21 protein-coding genes are annotated in these 21513 nt (G+C 38.6%); 10 read left to right on the top strand and 11 right to left on the bottom strand.

Features of this window, described 5'->3' with window-relative positions:
- Window positions 1-60: 60 nt before the first annotated feature.
- Window positions 61-1242 carry a LysM peptidoglycan-binding domain-containing protein gene (locus LPB86_RS11840; protein ID WP_230644033.1) on the top strand — a complete coding sequence of 394 codons (1182 nt, stop codon included), beginning with the start codon at window positions 61-63 and terminating at the stop codon, window positions 1240-1242.
- Window positions 1232-1867: a uridine kinase gene (locus LPB86_RS11835; protein ID WP_230644031.1), complete on the top strand. Its 636-nt coding sequence runs from the start codon at window positions 1232-1234 to the stop codon at window positions 1865-1867. The genes LPB86_RS11840 and LPB86_RS11835 overlap by 11 nt, the downstream gene beginning before the upstream one ends.
- 104 nt (window positions 1868-1971) lie before the next feature.
- Here the strand turns inward: LPB86_RS11835 and LPB86_RS11830 are convergent, their stop codons facing one another.
- Genes LPB86_RS11830 through LPB86_RS11815 form a run of 4 tightly spaced genes read right to left on the bottom strand, consistent with a single transcriptional unit; the run spans window position 1972 to window position 6380 of the window.
- On the bottom strand, window positions 1972-2628 hold the full coding sequence (locus LPB86_RS11830; RefSeq protein WP_230644029.1) for a CoA transferase subunit B: 657 nt from the start codon (window positions 2626-2628) through the stop codon (window positions 1972-1974).
- 4 nt (window positions 2629-2632) lie between these two features.
- Window positions 2633-3334 (bottom strand): CoA transferase subunit A, encoded by a 702-nt coding sequence (locus LPB86_RS11825; protein ID WP_230644027.1) that lies wholly within the window; start codon window positions 3332-3334, stop codon window positions 2633-2635.
- A 32-nt stretch (window positions 3335-3366) separates the two neighbouring features.
- Entirely contained in the window at window positions 3367-5748 is a 2382-nt protein-coding gene (locus LPB86_RS11820; RefSeq protein ID WP_230644026.1) for an endonuclease MutS2, read from the bottom strand.
- A gap of 8 nt (window positions 5749-5756) precedes the next feature.
- The gene (locus LPB86_RS11815; RefSeq protein WP_230644024.1) at window positions 5757-6380 is read right to left on the bottom strand and encodes a DUF4296 domain-containing protein; all 624 of its coding nucleotides are present in this window, start codon (window positions 6378-6380) and stop codon (window positions 5757-5759) included.
- Between the two features lie 73 nt (window positions 6381-6453).
- On the opposite strand from LPB86_RS11815, the gene LPB86_RS11810 reads away from it, so the two are divergent.
- The 3 genes from LPB86_RS11810 to LPB86_RS11800 are packed head-to-tail and all read left to right on the top strand — an operon-like array spanning window position 6454 to window position 9598.
- Complete coding sequence (locus LPB86_RS11810; RefSeq protein ID WP_230644022.1) at window positions 6454-7143, top strand: YggS family pyridoxal phosphate-dependent enzyme; 690 nt, start codon at window positions 6454-6456, stop codon at window positions 7141-7143.
- A 12-nt stretch (window positions 7144-7155) separates the two neighbouring features.
- Entirely contained in the window at window positions 7156-8427 is a 1272-nt protein-coding gene (locus tag LPB86_RS11805; RefSeq protein ID WP_230644020.1) for an aspartate kinase, read from the top strand.
- Window positions 8420-9598 carry a hypothetical protein gene (locus tag LPB86_RS11800; RefSeq protein ID WP_230644018.1) on the top strand — a complete coding sequence of 393 codons (1179 nt, stop codon included), beginning with the start codon at window positions 8420-8422 and terminating at the stop codon, window positions 9596-9598. Before LPB86_RS11805 ends, LPB86_RS11800 begins: the two co-directional genes overlap by 8 nt.
- A 40-nt stretch (window positions 9599-9638) precedes the next feature.
- On the opposite strand, the gene LPB86_RS11795 is transcribed toward LPB86_RS11800, so the two are convergent.
- Both LPB86_RS11795 and LPB86_RS11790 read right to left on the bottom strand, forming a co-directional pair.
- Window positions 9639-10274: a peroxiredoxin gene (locus tag LPB86_RS11795; RefSeq protein WP_230644016.1), complete on the bottom strand. Its 636-nt coding sequence runs from the start codon at window positions 10272-10274 to the stop codon at window positions 9639-9641.
- A 73-nt stretch (window positions 10275-10347) separates the two neighbouring features.
- Window positions 10348-11271 carry a DUF72 domain-containing protein gene (locus LPB86_RS11790; protein ID WP_230644014.1) on the bottom strand — a complete coding sequence of 308 codons (924 nt, stop codon included), beginning with the start codon at window positions 11269-11271 and terminating at the stop codon, window positions 10348-10350.
- Window positions 11272-11712: 441 nt separating this feature from the next.
- On the opposite strand from LPB86_RS11790, the gene LPB86_RS11785 reads away from it, so the two are divergent.
- Both LPB86_RS11785 and LPB86_RS11780 read left to right on the top strand, forming a co-directional pair.
- Window positions 11713-12114, top strand: a complete 402-nt coding sequence (locus LPB86_RS11785) for a hypothetical protein (protein WP_230644012.1) — start codon at window positions 11713-11715, stop codon at window positions 12112-12114.
- Window positions 12115-12333: 219 nt separating this feature from the next.
- Complete coding sequence (locus LPB86_RS11780) at window positions 12334-13347, top strand: HEPN domain-containing protein (RefSeq protein WP_230644010.1); 1014 nt, start codon at window positions 12334-12336, stop codon at window positions 13345-13347.
- A 670-nt stretch (window positions 13348-14017) separates the two neighbouring features.
- Here the strand turns inward: LPB86_RS11780 and LPB86_RS11775 are convergent.
- Both LPB86_RS11775 and LPB86_RS11770 read right to left on the bottom strand, forming a co-directional pair.
- Window positions 14018-15115: a S1C family serine protease gene (locus LPB86_RS11775; protein ID WP_230644008.1), complete on the bottom strand. Its 1098-nt coding sequence runs from the start codon at window positions 15113-15115 to the stop codon at window positions 14018-14020.
- Between the two features lie 5 nt (window positions 15116-15120).
- Complete coding sequence (locus LPB86_RS11770) at window positions 15121-15687, bottom strand: sigma-70 family RNA polymerase sigma factor (protein ID WP_230644006.1); 567 nt, start codon at window positions 15685-15687, stop codon at window positions 15121-15123.
- A 211-nt stretch (window positions 15688-15898) separates the two neighbouring features.
- Between LPB86_RS11770 and LPB86_RS11765 the strand changes: the two genes are divergently transcribed.
- From LPB86_RS11765 to LPB86_RS11755, 3 genes are all read left to right on the top strand, one after another.
- Window positions 15899-16117 (top strand): hypothetical protein, encoded by a 219-nt coding sequence (locus tag LPB86_RS11765; RefSeq protein ID WP_230644004.1) that lies wholly within the window; start codon window positions 15899-15901, stop codon window positions 16115-16117.
- 123 nt (window positions 16118-16240) lie between these two features.
- The gene (purB, locus tag LPB86_RS11760; protein WP_230644002.1) at window positions 16241-17587 is read left to right on the top strand and encodes an adenylosuccinate lyase; all 1347 of its coding nucleotides are present in this window, start codon (window positions 16241-16243) and stop codon (window positions 17585-17587) included.
- A gap of 139 nt (window positions 17588-17726) precedes the next feature.
- Window positions 17727-18284, top strand: a complete 558-nt coding sequence (locus tag LPB86_RS11755; protein WP_230644000.1) for a NifU family protein — start codon at window positions 17727-17729, stop codon at window positions 18282-18284.
- 79 nt (window positions 18285-18363) lie between these two features.
- Here the strand turns inward: LPB86_RS11755 and LPB86_RS11750 are convergent, their stop codons facing one another.
- From LPB86_RS11750 to LPB86_RS11740, 3 genes are read right to left on the bottom strand one after another with little or no spacing between them, the layout of a single operon-like run.
- On the bottom strand, window positions 18364-19518 hold the full coding sequence (locus LPB86_RS11750; RefSeq protein WP_230643998.1) for a prolipoprotein diacylglyceryl transferase: 1155 nt from the start codon (window positions 19516-19518) through the stop codon (window positions 18364-18366).
- Window positions 19519-19543: 25 nt separating this feature from the next.
- Complete coding sequence (mtaB, locus tag LPB86_RS11745) at window positions 19544-20863, bottom strand: tRNA (N(6)-L-threonylcarbamoyladenosine(37)-C(2))-methylthiotransferase MtaB (RefSeq protein WP_230643996.1); 1320 nt, start codon at window positions 20861-20863, stop codon at window positions 19544-19546.
- Between the two features lie 24 nt (window positions 20864-20887).
- On the bottom strand, window positions 20888-21454 hold the full coding sequence (locus LPB86_RS11740) for a UbiX family flavin prenyltransferase (RefSeq protein WP_230643994.1): 567 nt from the start codon (window positions 21452-21454) through the stop codon (window positions 20888-20890).
- Window positions 21455-21513 lie beyond the last annotated feature (59 nt).

Below are 21513 nucleotides of genomic sequence, written 5' to 3'. Positions count from 1 at the left end.
TATGCTCTTATTTTTTATTCGTATTATTGCCAAACCATATTAAACTTCAGAAGATCATTAATGCAAAAATATTATATAGGGGCGTTGTTTGTCTTCCTTTTTAACATATCAACAGCTAAATCAGCTGCAACAAGAGATTCGATTGGCGTCGAAAACCTTAAAGGGAAAAAAGTCATTATTCATAAGGTAGTTGCAAAAGACACCTATTATTCTATTGGAAGACGGTATAACATTCCTCCAAAAACGATCATGAGTTTTAATGACGATAAGTATCTGCAAATTGATGTCATCATTAAGGTTCCAACCGAGCTACCTTTTAATGAAGCAGTTGCCGCTGCCGTTAAAAAAACTCCGGTTAGCAGTCAACCCACAACTCAGCCACCTGTTACAGAAGGAAATTACATCACCTATATTGTAAAACCTAAAGATAATCTGAATAAGATTGCAGAGGAGAACAATACTACGGTGGATGAGATCAAGCGCATCAACAATTTAAAAACAATTAATCTTAGGATTGCTCAAGAGCTAAAACTTCCGGCAATTGTACCTGCTCCGGAATCTTCTACTGCAACAACTCCTGCAGAAGCGGTAAAAACCCCGGCAGTACAAGCCCCCGCAGTAAAAACAACTGTCCCAACTCTCCCTAAACCTACTGTGCCTTCCGCACCTGCAGATGCCAGCGAGGAGTTTGTTGGACATACTGTAGCCTCTAACGAAACCATATATTCCATTGCTACCCGCTACGGTATAACGATGGACCAGCTTAAAATTAAAAACAACTTAAAAGACAACTCCTTACGTGTGGGTCAAAAGTTATTAATTAAAGGTCAGTACCCGCCTGCTAAACCTGCCTATACACCACCGGTAGAAACTGAAGAAAGAGACACAACTTACCTTAAAGATCCCCGCCTAAGATATGCACCCAGCAGATATGGCTTAAACCAGGTAGACGAAAAAGGTACAGGCGTATGGATTGCCGATCAGGACCTTGATGCCTCTAAAATGCTGGTCTTACACCGTACGGCGCCTATTGGAACCGTGATGAAAATTACCAATCCAATGAGCAACAGAAGTACCTTTGCAAAGGTTGTTGGTAAATTTACTGAAAATGAAACCACAAAAGATGTTATTATTGTAATGACTAAAGCTGTAGCCGATGCGCTTGGGGCTTTAGACAAAAGATTTTTATGCAATTTAACCTACAGCGGACAAGCAAGTACTCCTCCAGATAATGAACAATAAACCTTTTATTATAGGCATCGCCGGCGGTAGCGGCTCAGGTAAAACATTTTTCTTAAACTGTTTTCTTCACCATTTTAAAAATGATGAAGTAACCCTTGTATCGCAGGATGACTATTATATTCCGGCCGGAGAAATGACCCAGGAGGAAAACAAACTCTATAATTTTGATCTCCCTTCTACCATTGATGACGGACAGTTTTTAAGGGACATTCAGAAACTGATTGGCGGCGAGGTGGTTTACAAAAAAGAATACAATTTCAACAATCCACTGGCTATTGTAAAAATCCTGGAAATAAACCCTGCTCCTATCATCATTGTTGAAGGACTCTTTATCCTCCATTTTAAAGAAATTGGTGAGCTGCTGGACCATAGTATCTTTATTGAAGCAGATGAACAGGTGGCCCTGGAGCGCCGTATTAAAAGAGATGGTATGGAACGTGGTTACCCGGAAGACGACGTGTTGTACAAATGGAAAAACCATGTGGTACCGTCATACCATGAGTATTTACTGCCCTACCGCGAGCAATGTGACCGCGTGATCAGGAACAACTCTAATGAAGCTGACGAAATTTTAAAAATCAGTGAGGACATCTCCATAGAACTGCGGGAACAATACTGTAAATAATAAAAAAATGATCTTTTATTCATCGGCTGCATTTTGTTAAGCGCTGAAAAAGCGCAAACAAACGCTAGGCCGTTTCATTAAAAAATCATTTTTTTTTTACAGAACTATAAACTCATTTCAGGCACATCATCTGCCGCGTATAACTTACCCGCAGTTACGCTTTTAATATAGTCTACACTTACACCAGGCGCACGCTCCAAAAGTTTAAACCCACCTTCAGGCAATACATCCAATACCGCAAGCTCCGTAACAATCTTCCGGATACACCTAACACCTGTTAGTGGCAAACTACAAGTTGGCAACAATTTGCTCTCCCCGGCTTTATTTACATGCTGCATGGCCACAATGATATTTTTAGCCGAAGCCACCAAATCCATTGCTCCCCCCATACCTTTAACCATTTTACCTGGAATTTTCCAGTTTGCAATGTCCCCATTCTCCGAAACTTCCATCGCACCCAATATGGTAAGGTCTATCTTCTGACTCCGGATCATGCCAAAACTCATGGCAGAATCAAATATCGATGAACCAGGTAATGTAGTAATCGTTTGCTTTCCAGCATTGATCAGGTCAGCATCCTCTTCGCCTTCAAAAGGAAATGGGCCCATGCCCAATAAACCATTTTCTGACTGTAGCACCACATTGATCCCCTCCGGAATATAGTTGGCAACCAAAGTAGGAATCCCGATCCCAAGGTTTACATAGTAACCGTCTTTTATTTCTTTAGCAATACGTTTTGCAATTCCGTTTTTATCTAACATAGCCTTAGTTTCCTGTTCTTACGGTTCGTTGCTCAATTCTTTTCTCATAGTTGCTGCCCTTAAAGATCCGGTGCACAAATACACCCGGCGTATGGATATGATCAGGATCTAACACACCCGGCTCCACAAGCTCCTCTACCTCGGCAATGGTAATTTTCCCAGCCATAGCCATTACAGGATTAAAATTGCGACTCGTAGACCTGAAAATAAGATTACCGGCATAATCACCCTTCCACGCTTTAACCATGGCAAAATCTGCGTCAAAAGCATATTCCATGAGGTAATCCTTACCATTAAAATTGCGTACCTCCTTGCCTTCTGCCACTTCAGTACCCACACCCGCAGGGGTAAATATGGCCGGCATGCCATAACCCGCCGCCATACATCTTGTAGCCAGCGTTCCCTGTGGAATCAATTCTACCTCAAGTTCGCCGCTCAACAATTGCCTTTCAAACTCTGCGTTTTCACCCACGTAAGAAGAAATCATCTTTTTAACCTGACGTTGCTGCAACATGAGACCGATTCCAAAATCATCTACACCAGCATTATTAGAAATACAGGTAAGTTCTTTAACACCCTTTTTTACCAGGGCAGCGATGCAATTTTCGGGAATGCCGCAGAGGCCAAAGCCGCCCAGCATAAGCGTATGCCCGTTTTCTATATCACGGATAGCCTCATCCGCATCCGACACTACTTTATTAATCATTATACTTGGTTTAAAAGCAAAGCTATATAAAACTACTTTAAATATACATATGATATTCCATCTCCGCCCCTATCTGCATGCTCATCTTCAACCCGGGTAACCTGGCTATATTTTTTAAGATAATCCCTGATCATTTTCCTTAAAATACCATCCCCCTTGCCATGAATCAGTTTAATGAACGGAAAGCCCAGCATTACAGACTTATCCAGGTATTTTTCTACTTCGTGAATGGCATTTTCTGCACGCATTCCACGCAGGTCCAGTTCTGCATTAAAAGAACTGATGGCTTCCGAAATGCTACCAGAATAAGAATTGGCCTGTACCACTTTTTTCGCCTGCTTATTACTGATTTTTTGAACCCGGTTTTTCTTAACCACAGATCTTAAATCACCAAGAGCTAAAACCAGGTTGTCCCGATTTATTTCCAGTACCTGACCAGTAGTTTCAGAGTTATTCAGTTGCACCCAATCACCTACCTCAATAGGGGTATTCAATTTTTCTGCAGGAACATGTACTGGTTCAGGTTTCCTTTCTTTAACCTGATGCTGCACCAGCTCCTTTTGTAAGTTCTGCCGCAGTTGTTTTGTCGCGCTTTTTTCGGCCTGGCTTTCCTTAATCTCAGCAATGGTATTTTCAACCAGTTTATTTGCATTTTTGATAATGGCCTGGGCCTCCAGTTTCGCTTCCCTAATCAGCTCTCTCCTATTTTCATCTAAAAATATTCTGAGTTTCTCATTCTCAGACACCAGGTTTTTAACCTTATTTTGCTGATTGGCCAAATGAACCTTGGTATCGTAAATCTGCTTCTTCTCTCTTTCCAGATCTACCAGCAAGCTATCTATCCGATTTTGGTTGGTGCCCGTTTTAGCCCTTGCCAGCTCCAGCACCTCTTTTTGTAAGCCTATATTTTGTGCAATTTCAAATGCATAAGAGCTTCCCGGTTTACCCACTTCAAGCACGTATAAGGGTTTCATCTTATCGTTATCAAACAACATTGATGCATTTTCCAATCCAGGCGTATTGCCCGCAAACAGCTTTAAATTAGAATAATGCGTAGTGATTACACCACGTACCTTTTTATTGTTCAGCACTTCCAATACCGCTTCTGCCATTGGCCCGCCAAACTGAGGATCGGTACCCGTCCCAAACTCATCAATAAGCACCATGGTTTTAGCCGATGCATGCGCCACAAAATAGCGCATTTTGGTTAAGTGAGCACTGTACGTACTCAAATCACTTTCTATCGACTGATCGTCACCAATATCGGCGAAGATATTGTCAAATATCCCAATCTCACTGGATTCATGAACAGGAATCAGTAAACCCGCCTGCAACATCAGCTGTAGCAAGCCAACTGTTTTCATACATACAGATTTTCCACCTGCATTTGGTCCCGAAACAAGTACAATTCTTAAATCATCAGAGATTTGCACATTCAATGGAACTACGGTCTTTTTATCCTCTTTAAAGGACAGCATCAACAAAGGATGCCTTGCGTTAATCAGTTTGGTTTTAGAACCCGTAACCAATACCGGCATATCGGCCTCCACATCTATCGCAAATAAAGCTTTAGCGCGTACAAAGTCCAGCTTGGTTAAAAAACCATGATACGACAACAATAAAGGGGTATATGGCCTAAGTTCAGAAGTTAAAGCAATCAGGATCTTAATAATTTCCCTGCGTTTTTCAAATTCCAGGTCACGCAGTTTATTGTTCAGTGTAAACACCTCTTCCGGTTCCAGGTAAACTGTCTGACCACTCGCAGATTCATCATGAATAAAACCCTTAAGCTTGCGCTTATGATCAGCGATGATAGGAATACACATCCGGCCGTCCCGAATGGTTAAACTGCCATCTGCCACCCAGTTACTGGCCACTGCCTGCTTATAAATACTATCCATCCGCTTCCTAACATCCTGCTCACCTTTGGCAATCTGTCCAATAATGTCCTGCAAAGCAAAAGAAGCATTAGGTTTTATTTTTCCTTTAGGATCTAAAATGGTCTCAATCTTTTTAAGGATGTTTTTTTCTACCGGAAGGTGTTCAAAAAGAGCTTCAAGACTGGGGTATATTCCTGCCCGTTCCTCAAAAAAACGAAGGACAGAAAAAACAGTCTGCAGCGAAGTATACATCTGAAACAATTCATCTTCTACAAGATAGGTGCCTTCTACCCTAATCTTCTCTGCAAGACTTCTGATGTCAAAAAAGGTATTGATCTGTAAGGGTTCCTGATTTTCCAGGATACTTTTAAATTCTTTAGTCTGCCTTAAAAACTTGTTGATCTGATCGTATTTGGTCATGACCTGCATCTTTTCGACCATTTGCTGGCCCATCGGACTGAGGCATTTCTGCAAAATCAACTGTTTAACATCGTTAAAACCCAGCCTGTCAAGGCAATTTTCGGGATACAACATAATATATTTTAATTTCTTATTCTGCGCAAACCAGATTTGCGCCTGATGGAATCTGTTTTCTTTTGTGCCTGCGTCTTTTTAAGAATTACATTCTTTTTAGATTCGGCAACTTTTTTAATAGAATCTGCTTTTTTAAGGGCTGCCTTTTTAGCTACATCTGCCTTTATAGAATCGGCCGTTTTTTTAAGCTTTTCTTTTATAAAAGCCGGAGTTTTAGCAATGGAGTCGGCAATTTTTGTAGAATCCGCTTTAAATTTAATCCTGGCTTTTTTGGCCAGCTTTACATTATCCAGGGAATCTGCTTTAATCAATTTGCCTTTCTCTTGAGTTAGCTCAGCAACCAGCTTCACGTAAACCTTGGAAAATACTTCAGGATTATCGCCATAAAACTTCAGGCTTTGGTTGTAAAGCGCAGAGTCCACCCCATGCTTCTTAAATATTCCCTTGTAGTAGGCAGCTGATACTTTTTTTGCAGAATCTACACTCGGAACTACATTTGTATATCCATCTGCAACATGTATATCATACAAAATCTCAGCCATTTCCTCCGGCTGGATAAACGCTCCCGGAACCTCTGGCTTACAGCCTGATAGTGCAACAAACAATAATATGATGATGGTAGATTGTTTCATTATTTTAAATAACCTCGTTATTTCTTAGCCAAAATTGGGCTAAGGTTGTTAATTTTACCAAAAATACTGATAAATGAGCATAGCAGACAACTTATTAAAATATAAAGCAGAAATTGAGGGGCCAACAGTTAAACTGGTTGCCGTTTCTAAATATCATGGAGCTGATGCCGTATTAGAAGCTTACCATGCCGGTCAGCGTGTATTTGGAGAAAACATTGTACAGGAACTGGTTGAAAAACAAGCAGAACTGCCAAAAGATATTGAATGGCATTTAATTGGTCATTTGCAAACCAATAAGGTAAAATATATCGCCCCTTTTATCAGTTTAATTGAATCTGTTGACAGTTTAAAACTGCTGATAGAAATTGACAAACAGGCGGCTAAAAATAAACGCATAATAGACTGCCTTTTACAGGTATACATCGCCGATGAAGACACTAAATTCGGGCTGGCATTTGACGAAGTGGTTGACTTACTGCGTGACGAGCAATTTTCTGCGCTTAAAAACATCCGCATTGTTGGTTTGATGGGAATTGCGTCAAACACTAAAATGGAAAAGCAAATTAAAGACGAATTTAACGAGCTTAAAGTATTGTTTGATGGTATAAAAGCATCCTTCTTTAGAAAAGACGAAGCCTTTAAGGAAATCTCTATGGGCATGTCTGCCGATTATAAAATTGCGATTGAGCAAGGCAGTACCATGGTTCGCATTGGTAGCAGTATTTTTGGCAAAAGAGTGATCAAACATTTTAAAGCAGATTGATTGTAGTAGCGTATGGAAGTATATAAATTTGGCGGAGCATCCGTGGCAAATGCCGTATCAGTAAAAAACGTTGCTCAAATCATCAAAAATTCATCACCAACCCACTTGCTGATTGTGGTGTCTGCCATGGGCAAAATCACCGATAAACTCGAAGCCCTGGTTAAAGCCTATATTTACGGTGATGCCGATGCGCATGAACTTCTGGATCAGGTTAAATCTTTTCACCTGGCCGTTATGCATGATCTTTTTGAAGATCCCAAACATCCTGTTTATAACGATGTGGCCAACAGTTTTGTAGAAATTGAGTGGTTGCTGGAGGAAGAGCCTAATGATGCGCCAGACTACATTTATGACCAGATTGTCTCTATCGGAGAGATTGTCTCTACCAAGATCCTAACCGCATGGTTAAATACCTCAGGATGCCCTGCTACCTGGGTAGATGCCAGGAACTACATCAGGACAGACAATACTTACAAAGAAGCTAAAGTGGATTGGGAACTTACAGAAAAGGAAATCCAGACTAAACTAGCGCCATTGCTTGAAAAAACCATTGCAGTTACCCAGGGTTTTATAGGCAGCACCAGTGAAAATTTCACTACTACGCTTGGTCGCGACGGTTCAGATTACTCTGCGGCATTGTTTAGCGCTGGTTTAAATGCTAATGCACTAACCATATGGAAAGATGTTCCAGGCGTATTAAATGCAGATCCCAAATGGTTTACGGAGACAGAACACATTCCTGAACTTTCCTACCATGATGCCATTGAACTTACCTATTATGGCGCCAACGTGATACATCCCAAAACCATCAAACCCCTGCAAAATAGGAATATCCCCTTGCAGGTAAGGTCATTTATCCATCCTGATGGTCCGGGCACTAAAATTACTGGTGTAAAAACACCATTACCAGTACCCTCTTTTATCTTTAAGGTAAATCAGGTGTTAATTTCTATTTTCCCTAAAGACTTCTCCTTTATTATTGAAGAGAACCTGAGTGATATTTTCAGTATTTTCCATAAACACAAGGTAAAGGTAAATACGATGCTAAATTCTGCCATCAGTTTCTCGGTCAGTGTAGACAATGATGACGTAAAGATTAAAGCGCTGCTCAGCAACCTTTCTGAACTTTACAAGGTTAAATACAATACCGGCCTGGAACTGGTCACCATCAGGTATTACAACCAGGGGACTATTGACCGGGTTACAGAACAAAAAGACATTTTACTAGAGGTAAAAAGCAGGCATACCTGCCAAATTGTAATGCGAAACAGGTCTGGTGAATAAGTTCATTTTAACAGCTGAAGTGCAACAATACATCGATACACATTTGGATGTTGATGTTGCTACACTCGCAATGGCTAAAAGCCCCTTTGCAGTGGTAACAGCTAAAGAACTTGCAGTGCAAATTGCAGCAAAGAAAAAATGCTTAAAGAAACTACCTTTATGGTTTAGCACCCCATATATTTATTATCCCCCGCTAATTTCTGTAGAACAGTGTTCATCAGAAACTACAGCGGCATACAAAGCCCAGCTTGCCGTTGGTACAGCACTTATTGATTTGACAGGTGGTTTCGGGGTCGACAGCTCTTATTTCGCTAAAGCGGGAAAACAGGTAATGCACTGTGAGATCAATACTGATCTTTCCGGTTTAGCAGCACATAATGCAGAAATCCTTGGTTTAAAAAACATTTCTTTTTATGCAGGCAATGGTCTTGATTTTTTAAAGGAAACAAGCCTTAAATTTGACACCATTTATGTAGATCCCGCGAGACGTAGTGATGCAGGCAAAGTGTTTATGCTCCAAGATTGCCTCCCAAACGTGGTAGAGCACATGGAACTTTTAAAGACAAAAAGTAGCAGGATCATCATCAAAACTTCACCCCTTCTGGACATTTCCGCAGGGCTAAAAGAACTCAAAAACGTAAGTGAGGTCCATATCGTTAGCCTAAAAAACGAATGCAAAGAACTACTCTTTATCATAGATAAAGCCATTGAAGGGCCTGTAAAAATTATAAGCGCAGCGCTGAATGAAGAGGTAAAACTGTTTAGCTACCTTAAGGGCCAGGAGGAGCCTGGCAGCAGCGTAAGTATCGAATTACAACAGTATCTGTATGAACCCGATGTTGCTTTAATGAAAAGTGGGGCATTTGATTTAATTGCGCAACGTTATAATTTGCAAAAGCTCCATGAGCAAACGCAATTGTATACTTCAGCCAGTTTAAACCCAGCTTTTCCGGGAAGGATATTTCAAATAGACGAAGTGATTTCTATGGGAGATTTAAAAAAGCAAAAGGAACTTACAGGAAATGTAATTGTAAGGAGCTTTCCCCAAAAAGCAGAAGTGCTGGTAAAAAAGTATAAAATTAAGCCTCAGCACAATAATTTCCTGATATTTACCAATACCAAAACATCAGGTTATGTAGTGATAAAAGCAACCATTCTACAACATTATTAGTGGTTGATGGGCCACATCAACCACTTTATTCTAAAACTCTTTATTTGTTAGGCTGAGGCGTAGTCCTTAGATAAGGTTTAATTACCTTATGCCCTTTAGGGAACTTCGCAGGAATATCTTCCGTTTTAATGCTGTTCATCACAATCACATCTTCGCCATCCTGCCAATCTGCCGGTGTTGCCACACTATGCTGCGCAGTCAATTGCAAAGAATCAATTACACGTAATACTTCATTGAAATTTCTTCCTGTAGAAGCCGGATAGGTAATCATCAGTTTCACCTTTTTATCTGGCGAAATCACAAACAATGAACGCACCGTCATGGTCTCAGAAGCATTCGGATGAATCATATCATACAGATCAGCTATCGTTTTATCCTCATCAGCAATGATCGGAAATTCAACAGAGGTGTTTTGCGTTTCATTGATGTCGCTAATCCAGCCTTTGTGAGATTCCGCAGAATCAACGCTCAAAGCCAATACTTTAACATTTCTCTTGTCAAACTCTCCTTTTAACGAGGCCGTACGTCCAAGCTCAGTGGTACAAACAGGCGTATAATCTGCCGGATGAGAAAATAAAACACCCCAGCTATCGCCCAGGTATTCGTAAAAGTCGATATCTCCTATTGATGTTTTCGCTTTAAAATTGGGAGCGACATCCCCTATTCTTAAACTCATATTGTTTCTGATTTTAATTGTCAAACGTAATATCTACAAATTTAGTATACTATTTAAATAATCAAATACTTTGTTAAAATAAACCTTTCTGTTCCGGAATAAACACCACTTCTGCCAGCTGGCTGCCCAGTTGTTCATTAAAAACTTTAATGGTATAATTTGCAAGCACAGGTGTATCCCTTTCATCGTGCTGGTGCAAAAAGAAATAAACTTTTTCCAGTCCTTTGTCCAGCCATTCTTTCAGTCTAACTACCCAGGCATCTACCCTCGCAAAATCTGAGGCCGCATACTTTTGTCCGTTTCCTACAAAGCGGATAAAAGCTTCGGGAGTACTCAGTTCCATATGCACACAATCCCTTCTGCCACTTGCGTCTGTAATTACCGAACCTCTGTTTAATTGGGCCAGCATACTGAATGTTTGCGCCCTAACTTCAGGATTGCCAAACCAGTCTTTATGCCTCAATTCCACAAACACTTTAAAATCTTCGGGAAGGGTTTTCAGGTATGCCTCCAGCACCGGCAATTGTGCTGGCGTAAAATTCTCTCCTAATTGCAAAAAGCAGGGACCAAGAAACTTACCAAATTCAGAAACCCCTGCAAGAAACTGATTGGTTACCTCCTCTACGTTTTGAAGACGTTTGAGGTGGCTGATTAAGCGTGGAAATTTAGGGAAGAACAAAAAACCATCCATGGCATTCTGGTCTGCTTTCTCTTTCCATTTTTTTACCTGATCTATTTTTGGAACGCTGTAAAACATCGCATTTAGTTCAATGGAATTGAAATGTTTTACATAATGATCTAAAAAGTCTGCTTCCTTAGTCTTCAATGGATAAATCATACCAAGCCACTCTTTCCTGCCCCATTTGGCACAACCGACATAGAAATCCGGTTTTGGCCTTGCTTTACCAGATAAAGTGAGCTGTGTCTGCTTTCCATCGGGAGGCAGCGTAAAATCTATACCAGCAATTTCATTTTCCGGTACTTTTCCAAATTCCATAGACTAAATTATTATATACAAAAAACCCCGAAACTTGTGAAAAGTTTAAATTATATTTTTCTTCGTTTTTCACTTTTTTCCATGAATAAAACACGGCTTTAAACTACATTAAAAGCATATTGCATTATTAAAAAAATCTTAGAAAAAAATATTTTTTTCCCTTTTTTTTCCCTTTTTCAAGTTCTGTTTTAGGATGAATTTTAAATCTATATAATTTTGTTAGATATTAGTAGTAATAAATAACTAATCTCAACAAATGAAAAAACTAATATTAATTAGCCCTGTATAACTAAATCTTTGATCATCATTATTCCACCGAATTCAAAGCGAATAATAAATGAAAGTATTCATATTTGAATCTTTTGACTTGTATTTAAAGTAGTGGCTTTATTGTTTTAATAAGTTGAATAATAGTATATTTGAAAGTCTAAATTTTTTCAAATGAAACGATTTTTATTATTTCTGCCCTTAACGTTGTTTATATGCTGTCAACCTAAAGTTAAGCACAAATCGAAGGTTCTGGACTCATCAGAAAAAGTACATAATTCAAGCAAAACCCCAAAGCATTATCCAACCGATTTAGAAGCATATGCAGCCAGCCAATTTTATGTTCAATTCGAACTTGACAATCCAAGGTCAGCAATTTTTCCAATGATGGATGGTTATAAAATTGAAAGTATTCCTAAAGACAGTACTTTCAAAGTTGAAAGTACTGTTGACTTCCAAAATCAATATGATATAGCTGTTAAAAAAAAATGGCACTGCATTATTAAATATATAGGAGGTGACGTCAGTGATTTTGACAGCTGGAAAATTATAGTATTGCGTGCACATACGATATAACTTTTGTTGCTAACTGGATGAAGGTAGTAAACAACCCTTAATTACAACTTTAAAAATTCATACTCCAACCCAACTTCGGGTATAAGCCTTTTTGAATCTGGAAAATACAAATCTGAACCTGTAGCTGTCACATTTTTATACGTGATTCTGACTTGACCACCGAATGCAGCGCCACCAGTAGATGGTATAGAAATAGATCTTAGGGAATAAATTAACTCAATGAAAATTAGAATAGTAGCCCCAATAAGACACTTCCAATTAGCAGAAAATTTTGAATTCTTTATTGATTCAATAAGAATTACTAATAACCCAGTTATCAAAAATTCACTGTACTCAGACCAAAGTTTTATAAGTGAAATAGGAAAAATATCTTCTGATACAATAAAAATGAATCACATTTTTTATTTTGAAGGTGAATCTTCCGAAATACCATTTTTGGAAGGACTAAAGAATGAATATCAAATGAGTAGAATATTATGCGGTTTTTTTGACAACTTCATAAGCACAGTTTGGTTCATTAAGGATGGTGGAGCGCACACCAATACTTGTTATGTAGAAAATTTAGAAAACAAGAATTATTCAATAGGTTTTGATAATAAAAATGTATTTCAAAATAGTAGGGACACTATTCTCTCCAATAGCAGTGGTATATTTTCACCAGTGCTTTTAAATGCTTCAGAATGTGACAGACTAAAAGAAATTTTTAAGAATATTTTAAATGTTTATCAAATATCTGTTAACGTTGATGATTCTATCTCTTTTAAAGCTGGTGTTACTATTCCCGAAAGCCTAAACATGGTAGATGAAACATTTAATAGAATGGAGAGGGCATTATTATTTCTTAAAATTCTTAGAAAGGATGGTTATATAATTTCAAAATTAACTTATTATATGGCCTTATTAGAGTCACTTTTCACTTTTGACAATGCTAGAATAAGGGAAACGGTATCTAATAGAGCCTCTAAGTTTATAGGAGGTAGTAACTCTACGATATTTAAAAACATAGAGAATATTAAAGAAGCTTACAAAATCAGAAGCAATTACATTCATGGTAACATAAACAAAAAAAAACCTAATGAACAAATAGATTTATGTAAAGCCATTGATGAAATAGTTAGACAAATTCTGTTAAAGATTCTAGCAAATGATATTCCAGAATTAGAAAACTTTAGTTTACCAAATACTAATGAAAATTTAAGAAAATTTGAAAAATATATACAGAAGTTCAATTAATATTATACAAGACTGTAAAGAAACGGCAAACAAATTAGGTGTACACCTAAAAATAGTATATATTTGTTATGAGAGCGTTAAATAATCACAATGTGGTTGATTAGGGGGGATTATTTCCCCCTTTTTCTTTACCTCACATTTTTGAAGAAACGAATGATTTTAACAATGTCCGCTTCTATAATCTTCTCAACCTTTATATTTTTCATAATCCAAATCTACCAGTAATAAGAATTACTTATTATAAATGTCAATTAGGTTATAGGGTAACCGTAATAGCTGCAAACCTTCAATCCATCTACAACAGCAGCGTTACCCCTTTGCATCCTGTAAGTAAATTTACCACCAGTTGTAATAATGTCAGTACAGGTTATTACCCAATTGATACGACTACCTGTAACACTAACTACAGTACATTACCCTCAACTGAATAAGCATCTCCATCTGCATTACTAAATTGAGACTGTATTATTGGTCTATCATAAGTTAACAACACTGAATTACCAGATTTAACTGCACTTATAATTCGAGGTGGTGCAATATCTGTATTAGGATCTTTAATCGCTGGATTTCTCTTGTAAACGTTAATTAACCCGGTTGAAGTATTATAGCTGTAAAAAACCCCGAAACTCGTGAAAAGTTTCGGGGCTTCAATTTATATTTAAAATATGAATTACAGGCCTTTTACCATAAAAACATAGTTTTGAATTTTAGACACTTGTTTGGATGCCTCCATCTTACGAATGGAGCTCTTTTTAGAAGAAGATATTTTTCCAACAATTGAATCCTGGGGAATAGTGCTCAAAGCCTCACGAAGATACTTGGCCTTTACAGCAAAAGTAGCCCCATCGGTATTGCTTTCTTTCGCATTGATGATCCCCACAATATTTCCACTATTGTCTAATAAAGGGCCTCCACTGTTTCCAGGGTTAACATCAATGGCAACCTGATAAGCAAGGCTATCACCATTAAAACCACTTTGAGAACTTAAATAACCTTTTCCAAAAACGATGTCGTCTTTTGGAAAGCCTAAAGTATAAACAGATTCGCCCAGGCCAAGCTGATTTCTGGTTAAGGTATACGGAAGCGATCCCAATACAAAACTCTTATCAATAATCTTTAAGATGGCGATATCATTTACAGGATCTTTATAAGTTACGTTCACCTTATAAGAATCGCCATTGGCAGACTGCACATAAATGCTATCAGACCTTTCAATTACATGGAAACTGGTAAGGATATACCCGTTTGTAGAAATCGCGAATCCCGTTCCGCCAAATTTACCTGGTCTTGAGGGTTTACGATCTGCAGGTTTAATAGCTTTACTGGATTTTACATCTCTGATTAAAGTACTTGTAGTACGTTTCAGCCGACTAAATTCCTGGCTCATTTGCTCGTAACTTCCAGTTTGCTGACTGGTTTGCTGAATAGAAAAAAGTGTAACTATAGTCAGAAGGATAAAAGATGCTGCTACAGCAATGGCCGACTTGTTGTTGCGCCACAGGTTTACTATATAGGAAGGATGCGGGCCAAGTTTCTTGCTTAAAGCAGCCACATCAATACCCTCATGTGCCTGATCCATGCGCTCTTTTAAAGCCAGTACATCCGCATAATCTTTCATGGCATCCAAAAAGACTTTATGCGACACTACTTTATGATCAACAACAGGATCATTGGCACGCAGCTGTTCAAAAGCTTTCGCTTCTTCAGCAGAAAGTTTACCATTCAGGTAATCTTCAATTATACTATCCAATTCTATCTCGTTCCTCATATCAATTATACTTGAAAAAATAATTTCTTTAACCTTTGCAGGCATTTGTATTTCTGGGTTTTGGCGTTATCTGTATTTGTATAGCCAAATTTCTCAGAGATGTCCTGCATGGATAAATTGTTTATATAAAAATCCTGAATAATGGTTTTGCAAGGTTCACCGAGATGAACAAGGGCCGATTGCATTTTTTCAAACTGCCTGTCCTTTTCTTCATGTACTTCCAGATCCACTTCTACCGCTACCACATCTTCAAAGTCTGCCAGGTTACCGGTTTTCTTTCCCATTTGAGAAAGCTTTTTCAACCAAATCCGCCTGCTAACCGAATATATATACGTTTTAAGTTTACTGCTCAACTCAAAATTTCCGCTCTTTATTTTGTTGTACAATACAATGATGGATTCCTGATACACGTCTTTAGCATCATCTTCATCACCACTGTTGTTCAAAATAAACTGTAACACCATAGGGTAATAACCCAGGTACAGTTTGTTTAGCGCTTCTTCCGAGTTGTTAAGTATCCCTAAAACAACCTCTCTATCTGTTGGAACTGAACTGCTTAACTTATTACTCACCAATTAATACCTTTTTATGTGAATGGTAACCCATTTTTTTAAATAATAATTTTACTTTTGTGCGCTTCAAACATTGATACCGCCATTGCCAAATGGTGACCCAAAGAAACGGAAAAAAAAGATTTTATTTTTTTTACAATTCATGGGTTACCTTTTAAAAGATCTGGCATTAAGATGTAAAATTAATTAATTATTTAAAATAGAATTCAACATGAAAAACTTATTCAAATTTGGCTTTTTAGCTTTAGCAATCTCTTTATCAGTAGCAGCTTGTAACTCTGAGAAAAAAGAAGCAGGTGCTGACACAACTTTAACTGATTCTTCAGCTATCGTTACTGATACTACTGCTGTTGATACTACAGTTTCTGATTCAACTGTAAAAGATACTGCTGTTAAAGTTGAAACTACTACTACTGAAGTTAAACACTAGTATTTAGCTAAGCATAAAAAAGGGGCAAAGGATTATTTCCTTGCCCCTTTTTTATGCCTTTACATTTCCATTCCGTAAACTGATGATAAATGTTACCTTTGCATTTTAAAACAGTTTAATAGAATGAATTTATCTCCACTCACCGCCATTTCACCTGTTGACGGGCGTTATAGAAATACCACTCAAAAACTAGCAAATTATTTTTCTGAATATGCCCTCATTAAATACAGGGTATTTGTTGAAGTGGAGTATTTCATTTCCCTTTGTGATACGGGCCTGAGCGGACTGGAAAATTTCGATCAAACAAAATACACCGCATTACGTGCCATATACATCAATTTTGATGAAACCGCCGCACAGGAAATCAAAGACACTGAAAAGGTAACCAATCATGATGTCAAAGCTGTTGAGTATTTTGTTAAAAAAAGATTTGATGAGCTTGGCCTGGCAGATTATAAGGAATTTATACATTTCGGCTTAACCTCACAAGATATTAACAATACCGCCATACCTTATACTTTTAAACTGGCCTTAACGGAGGTTTATTATCCGGCCTTAACTGAACTGATTGCTAAATTAAACGCACTGGCAATAGAATGGAAAGATGTTCCGCTTTTGGCCCATACTCATGGCCAGCCAGCCTCTCCTACTAAACTGGGAAAAGAATTTATTGTTTTTGCAGAACGTCTGCAAATCCAGCTTAATGCACTTCAGCTGATCCCTAACAGCGCCAAATTTGGCGGTGCGACAGGAAATTTCAACGCACACCATATTGCATACCCACAAATAGACTGGGTAGCATTCTCCAATAATTTTGTAAATGAAACACTGGGCTTACACCGTGCGCAACATACTACACAAATAGAGCATTACGATCAGTTTGCTGCACAATGTGATGCCTTAAAACGGATCAATAACATCATCATTGATCTGGATAGAGACATCTGGTCTTATATCTCTAAAAACTACTTTAAACAAAAGATTAAAGAAGGAGAAGTAGGATCTTCAGCTATGCCTCATAAAGTTAATCCAATTGACTTTGAAAATGCGGAAGGTAACGCCGGCATCGCAAATGCATTGTTTGAGTTCTTTGCTGCCAAACTTCCCATCTCCCGTTTGCAAAGAGACCTTACAGATTCTACTGTACTGAGAAATGTTGGTGTACCCATGGCACATACCACTATTGCCATTGCTTCTACATTAAAAGGTTTAAACAAAATAATACTGAACAATGAAGCTATCGCTGCAGACCTGGAAAACAACTGGGCAGTCGTTGCGGAGGCTATTCAAACTGTATTGAGACGCGAAGCTTATCCAAATCCTTACGAAGCTTTAAAAGACCTGACCAGAACCAATCAAAAAATTACGGCTTTAACAATGTCGCAATTTATAGATGGCCTTCAGGTTACCGATCAGCTCAAAGAAGAATTAAAGCAAATCACACCATTTAATTATACAGGGGTTTTTTAAGCCAGGACGCTATTTTTTTACCTTTGCTTCTGTATTTAAATCCTTGTGTTGGGTTCTTTTAGCAACAAATGACCTAAAACAGACACCTGGACAATACATTGAGATAGTTATTATTTATTTTTGTAGAAAAAAAGGAATAATGACTATCAACGTTTATACAGAACAAACCCCGAACCCTGCCACGATGAAGTTTATGGTCAATAAACTATTGATCAATGGCAGTGAAGATTTCGCTACAAAAGAAAGTGCAGAGCATTCTCCTTTTGCTAAGGAATTATTCAAATTTAACTTCGTAAGCGGTGTATTTTTTGCCAGTAACTTTGTAACCATTACAAAAACTGAGGACGCAGATTGGGCAGACATAGAGCCTTTGCTGAAAGAATTTGTTAAAGGTGCTGTTGAATCAGAATATAAGATCAAAGAAGACACAGGTGCAGAAACACCATCTTTTGAGGGTACAGATATAGAAATTAAAATACAGCAGATCCTGCATGACTATGTTCGTCCTGCTGTAGAGCAAGATGGTGGCGCAATTAGCTATAGGTCATTTGATCAGAATGAAGGCGTAGTAACTGTTGAGCTTCGTGGTTCATGCAGTGGCTGTCCATCTTCAACCATCACCTTAAAATCAGGGATCCAAAACTTATTACAGAGAATGGTACCAGAAGTTAAAGAAGTGGTTTCTGAAGCTTTGTAGGGTTCAAAATCATTAAAGCATAAAAAAACCGGCTATCTTTTTAAGAGATAGCCGGTTTTTTTATGTCTTATTACTTGTCTTAATAATTTGCGTGTTTCTCTTTATTTTTCAGTGCGAAAACCACCAGCAGCAGTCCGGAGATAAAGAGCAGGGAAGAAATCAATTCTGCCTGTGTAAAAGAAATTCCAGCCACATGGTATTTTGTATTTACCCTGATCAGCTCTACAAAAAAGCGTTCCAAACCGTTAAACATTAAATATATACCAAACATCATACCTGGTAGTTTAATTTGCTTACGGATTCTCCAAAGGATCAGGAATAAAATAAAGCATACAATGACTTCGTATATGGGAGTAGGATATACTGGTAAGGGCAATTCGTTACAGAACTTCCCTGTACAGCCCGGGATAGGCAGCCCTTCCATGGCCACATTGTTTGGATAAGTATAGGCCCATAACCAATCCGGAAACCAGCTAAAGGGTTTTGGATGCAGGTTGGCAATTCCCCAGTCGCCATCTCCCGACATATGGCAGCCAATGCGGCCAACGCTATAAGCCAGCATCATTCCAGGGCCACCAATGTCCAGCATATGTAAAGGCTTAATGCCGTTTTTATTGGCAATGTACAACACTGCGGCACCCCCACAAATCAATCCCCCATAAAAAGTTAAACCACTAAAGGACAAAAGCCCACCAATCGGATCCTGGATAAAACTATCCCAATGTTCCAGGTTATCAAAAATCTTGGCACCCAGAAAACCCCATACCGCAGCCCAAACAATCAAATTCCCCATCAATTGATACGGATGTTCTGTTACCTCTACTGTTTTAGGTTTTGCTAATTTGTGCTTGTTCTTTTCCGTGTAATCCCAATAGGCAAATAAAGCAGCAAAAGCGATTCCACCCAACACACTACCTTTCAAAGATAAAAGTACGGTTTGCGCATCGCTTACAAAAAGCTGATAATTTGACAAGGCATAAACCAGTTTATAACCAATTAAAAAACCGAATAAACCATTATAAAACAGCTCTAAAGAACTTGCTGGAACACCAATGGTAATGGTCTTTTTAATGGGATGAAGAATCCCTAATGCTTCTTTTCGCTGCATTTCTTTAGAAAAGGCCCAGTAGCCGGCAACAAAAGCTAAAGCTACAAAAACACCAAATGTATTAAATGGCAAAGGGATATTTATTCCAAAGAGCCAGGAGATAAAATGAGATACAGTAGGAAACATATTAAAATTTTATGCGAATATAGGATTAATGCACTAATACTTCTTGCGATTCAGTAACTTCTACTTCGCCATCTGCGGACAGCTCTACGAGGTTCACAATTTTGATTTCATTCACCATCACAGGATCATATTTGGCTTTAACTTTAACATAGTTTTTTGTAAAACCATGCATGAAACCATTCTTCTGATCGTCTTCAAATAAAACCTCAGCCACTGTACCCAACTGCGACTGGTAAAATGCCCTTCTTTTTTTATCCGACAAGATGTGAAGCATTTTACTACGGTCAGCTCTTGCGCTGCCAGTAACCACACCTTTCATTACCGCTGCTTCAGTCTGCTCACGCTCCGAATAGGTAAACACATGTAAATAGGAAATATCCAATTCATTTAAAAACTGATAGGTATCCAGAAAATCTTCATGGGTTTCGCCAGGAAAACCAACAATAACATCCACCCCAATACAGCAGTTTGGAATCAATGCTTTAATGGTAGCGACACGCTCCGTATATAAATCCCTGCGGTAACGCCTCTTCATCAATCCCAGAATTTTGTCTGAGCCGGACTGTAGCGGAATGTGAAAGTGGGGTACAAATCGTTTCGAAGCCGCAACAAAACTGATGATCTCATTACTTAACAAATTAGGTTCAATAGAAGAAATACGAATCCTTTCAATGCCCTCTACTTCATCAAGCGCTTTAACCAGATCAAAAAACTTGTCTTCTCTTTTGCCATCCCTGATCCCAAAATCACCAAGGTTTACACCAGTAAGGACAATTTCTTTCACACCACTTTCTGCAATCTGACGCGCACGGTTGACCACATTTTCTATGGTATCGCTCCTGCTGCCACCTCTGGCCAGGGGAATGGTACAATAGGTACAAGGATAGTCACAACCATCCTGAACCTTCAAAAAGGTACGGGTCCTGTCACCTATAGAATAGGCCGCAATAAAATTATGGTTTACCTTTTCAATATTTTGTTGATGAACAATGGCTTTGGGCTGTTTGGTTAAATCAGAAATGTACTCTACAATGCGAAACTTTTCTGCTGCGCCCAACACCATATCTACGCCTTCAATTTCCGCAATTTCGGCAGGTTTTAACTGTGCATAGCAACCTACAATGGTAATGTAGGCATCGGGTGAATATTTAAGTGCTTCTTTAACTACCTTTCTGCATTTCTTATCTGCATGTTCTGTAACAGAACATGTATTGATCACATACACATCTGCAGCATCGGTAAACTCCACTACAGCATATCCGGCATCGGTAAATAACCTGCCAATAGTTGAAGTTTCCGAAAAATTCAACTTACAACCTAAGGTATAAAATGCAACTTTTTTCATTAATGCTGCAAAGATACTAAAAAATTAATCTTCGTTCCAGCGGTAACTCTCCTGCTCAAAGCCAGCAAGATCTATGACACGGCTCACCACCGTTTGTGCCAGTTCTTCAATACTTTTCGGAAGACTGTAAAAGGAAGGGTTTGCGGGACAAATGATACCGCCAGCCTCGGTAACCAGTTTCATATTGTTGATATGAATTAAGCTAAATGGCGTATCCCGAACCACTACGATCAATTTTCTGCGTTCTTTGAGCACTACATCCGCTGCGCGTGAAATGAGATCATTGGATATCCCATGTGCAATTCGGCCTAAAGTCCCCATAGAACATGGGATAATCATCATGGTGTCAAACTTTGCAGAACCCGAGGCAAAGGGGGCATTGAAGTCCATTTTAGGATAAAAATCGAACGGATAATTGTTGTAATCTTCATTCCCGAGTTCAAAACGCCAAACCTCTTTTGCATTGTCAGACATTACTACCCCTACCCGCTCAACCTGTTCGCTAAGTTGCTGCAGATTATCCAACAAAAGCTTTGCATAAACAGACCCACTGGCACCGGTAATGGCAACGATGACTTTCTTTTTCTTCATAGTATGTAAAGATACATAACCCAATACAAAAAAGGGCCGAATATTACTATTCGACCCTA

It is taken from the genome of Pedobacter sp. MC2016-14 (assembly GCF_020991475.1).
In the GTDB taxonomy this organism is placed as follows: domain Bacteria; phylum Bacteroidota; class Bacteroidia; order Sphingobacteriales; family Sphingobacteriaceae; genus Pedobacter.
This window is presented reverse-complemented; position numbering and strand designations above follow the sequence as displayed.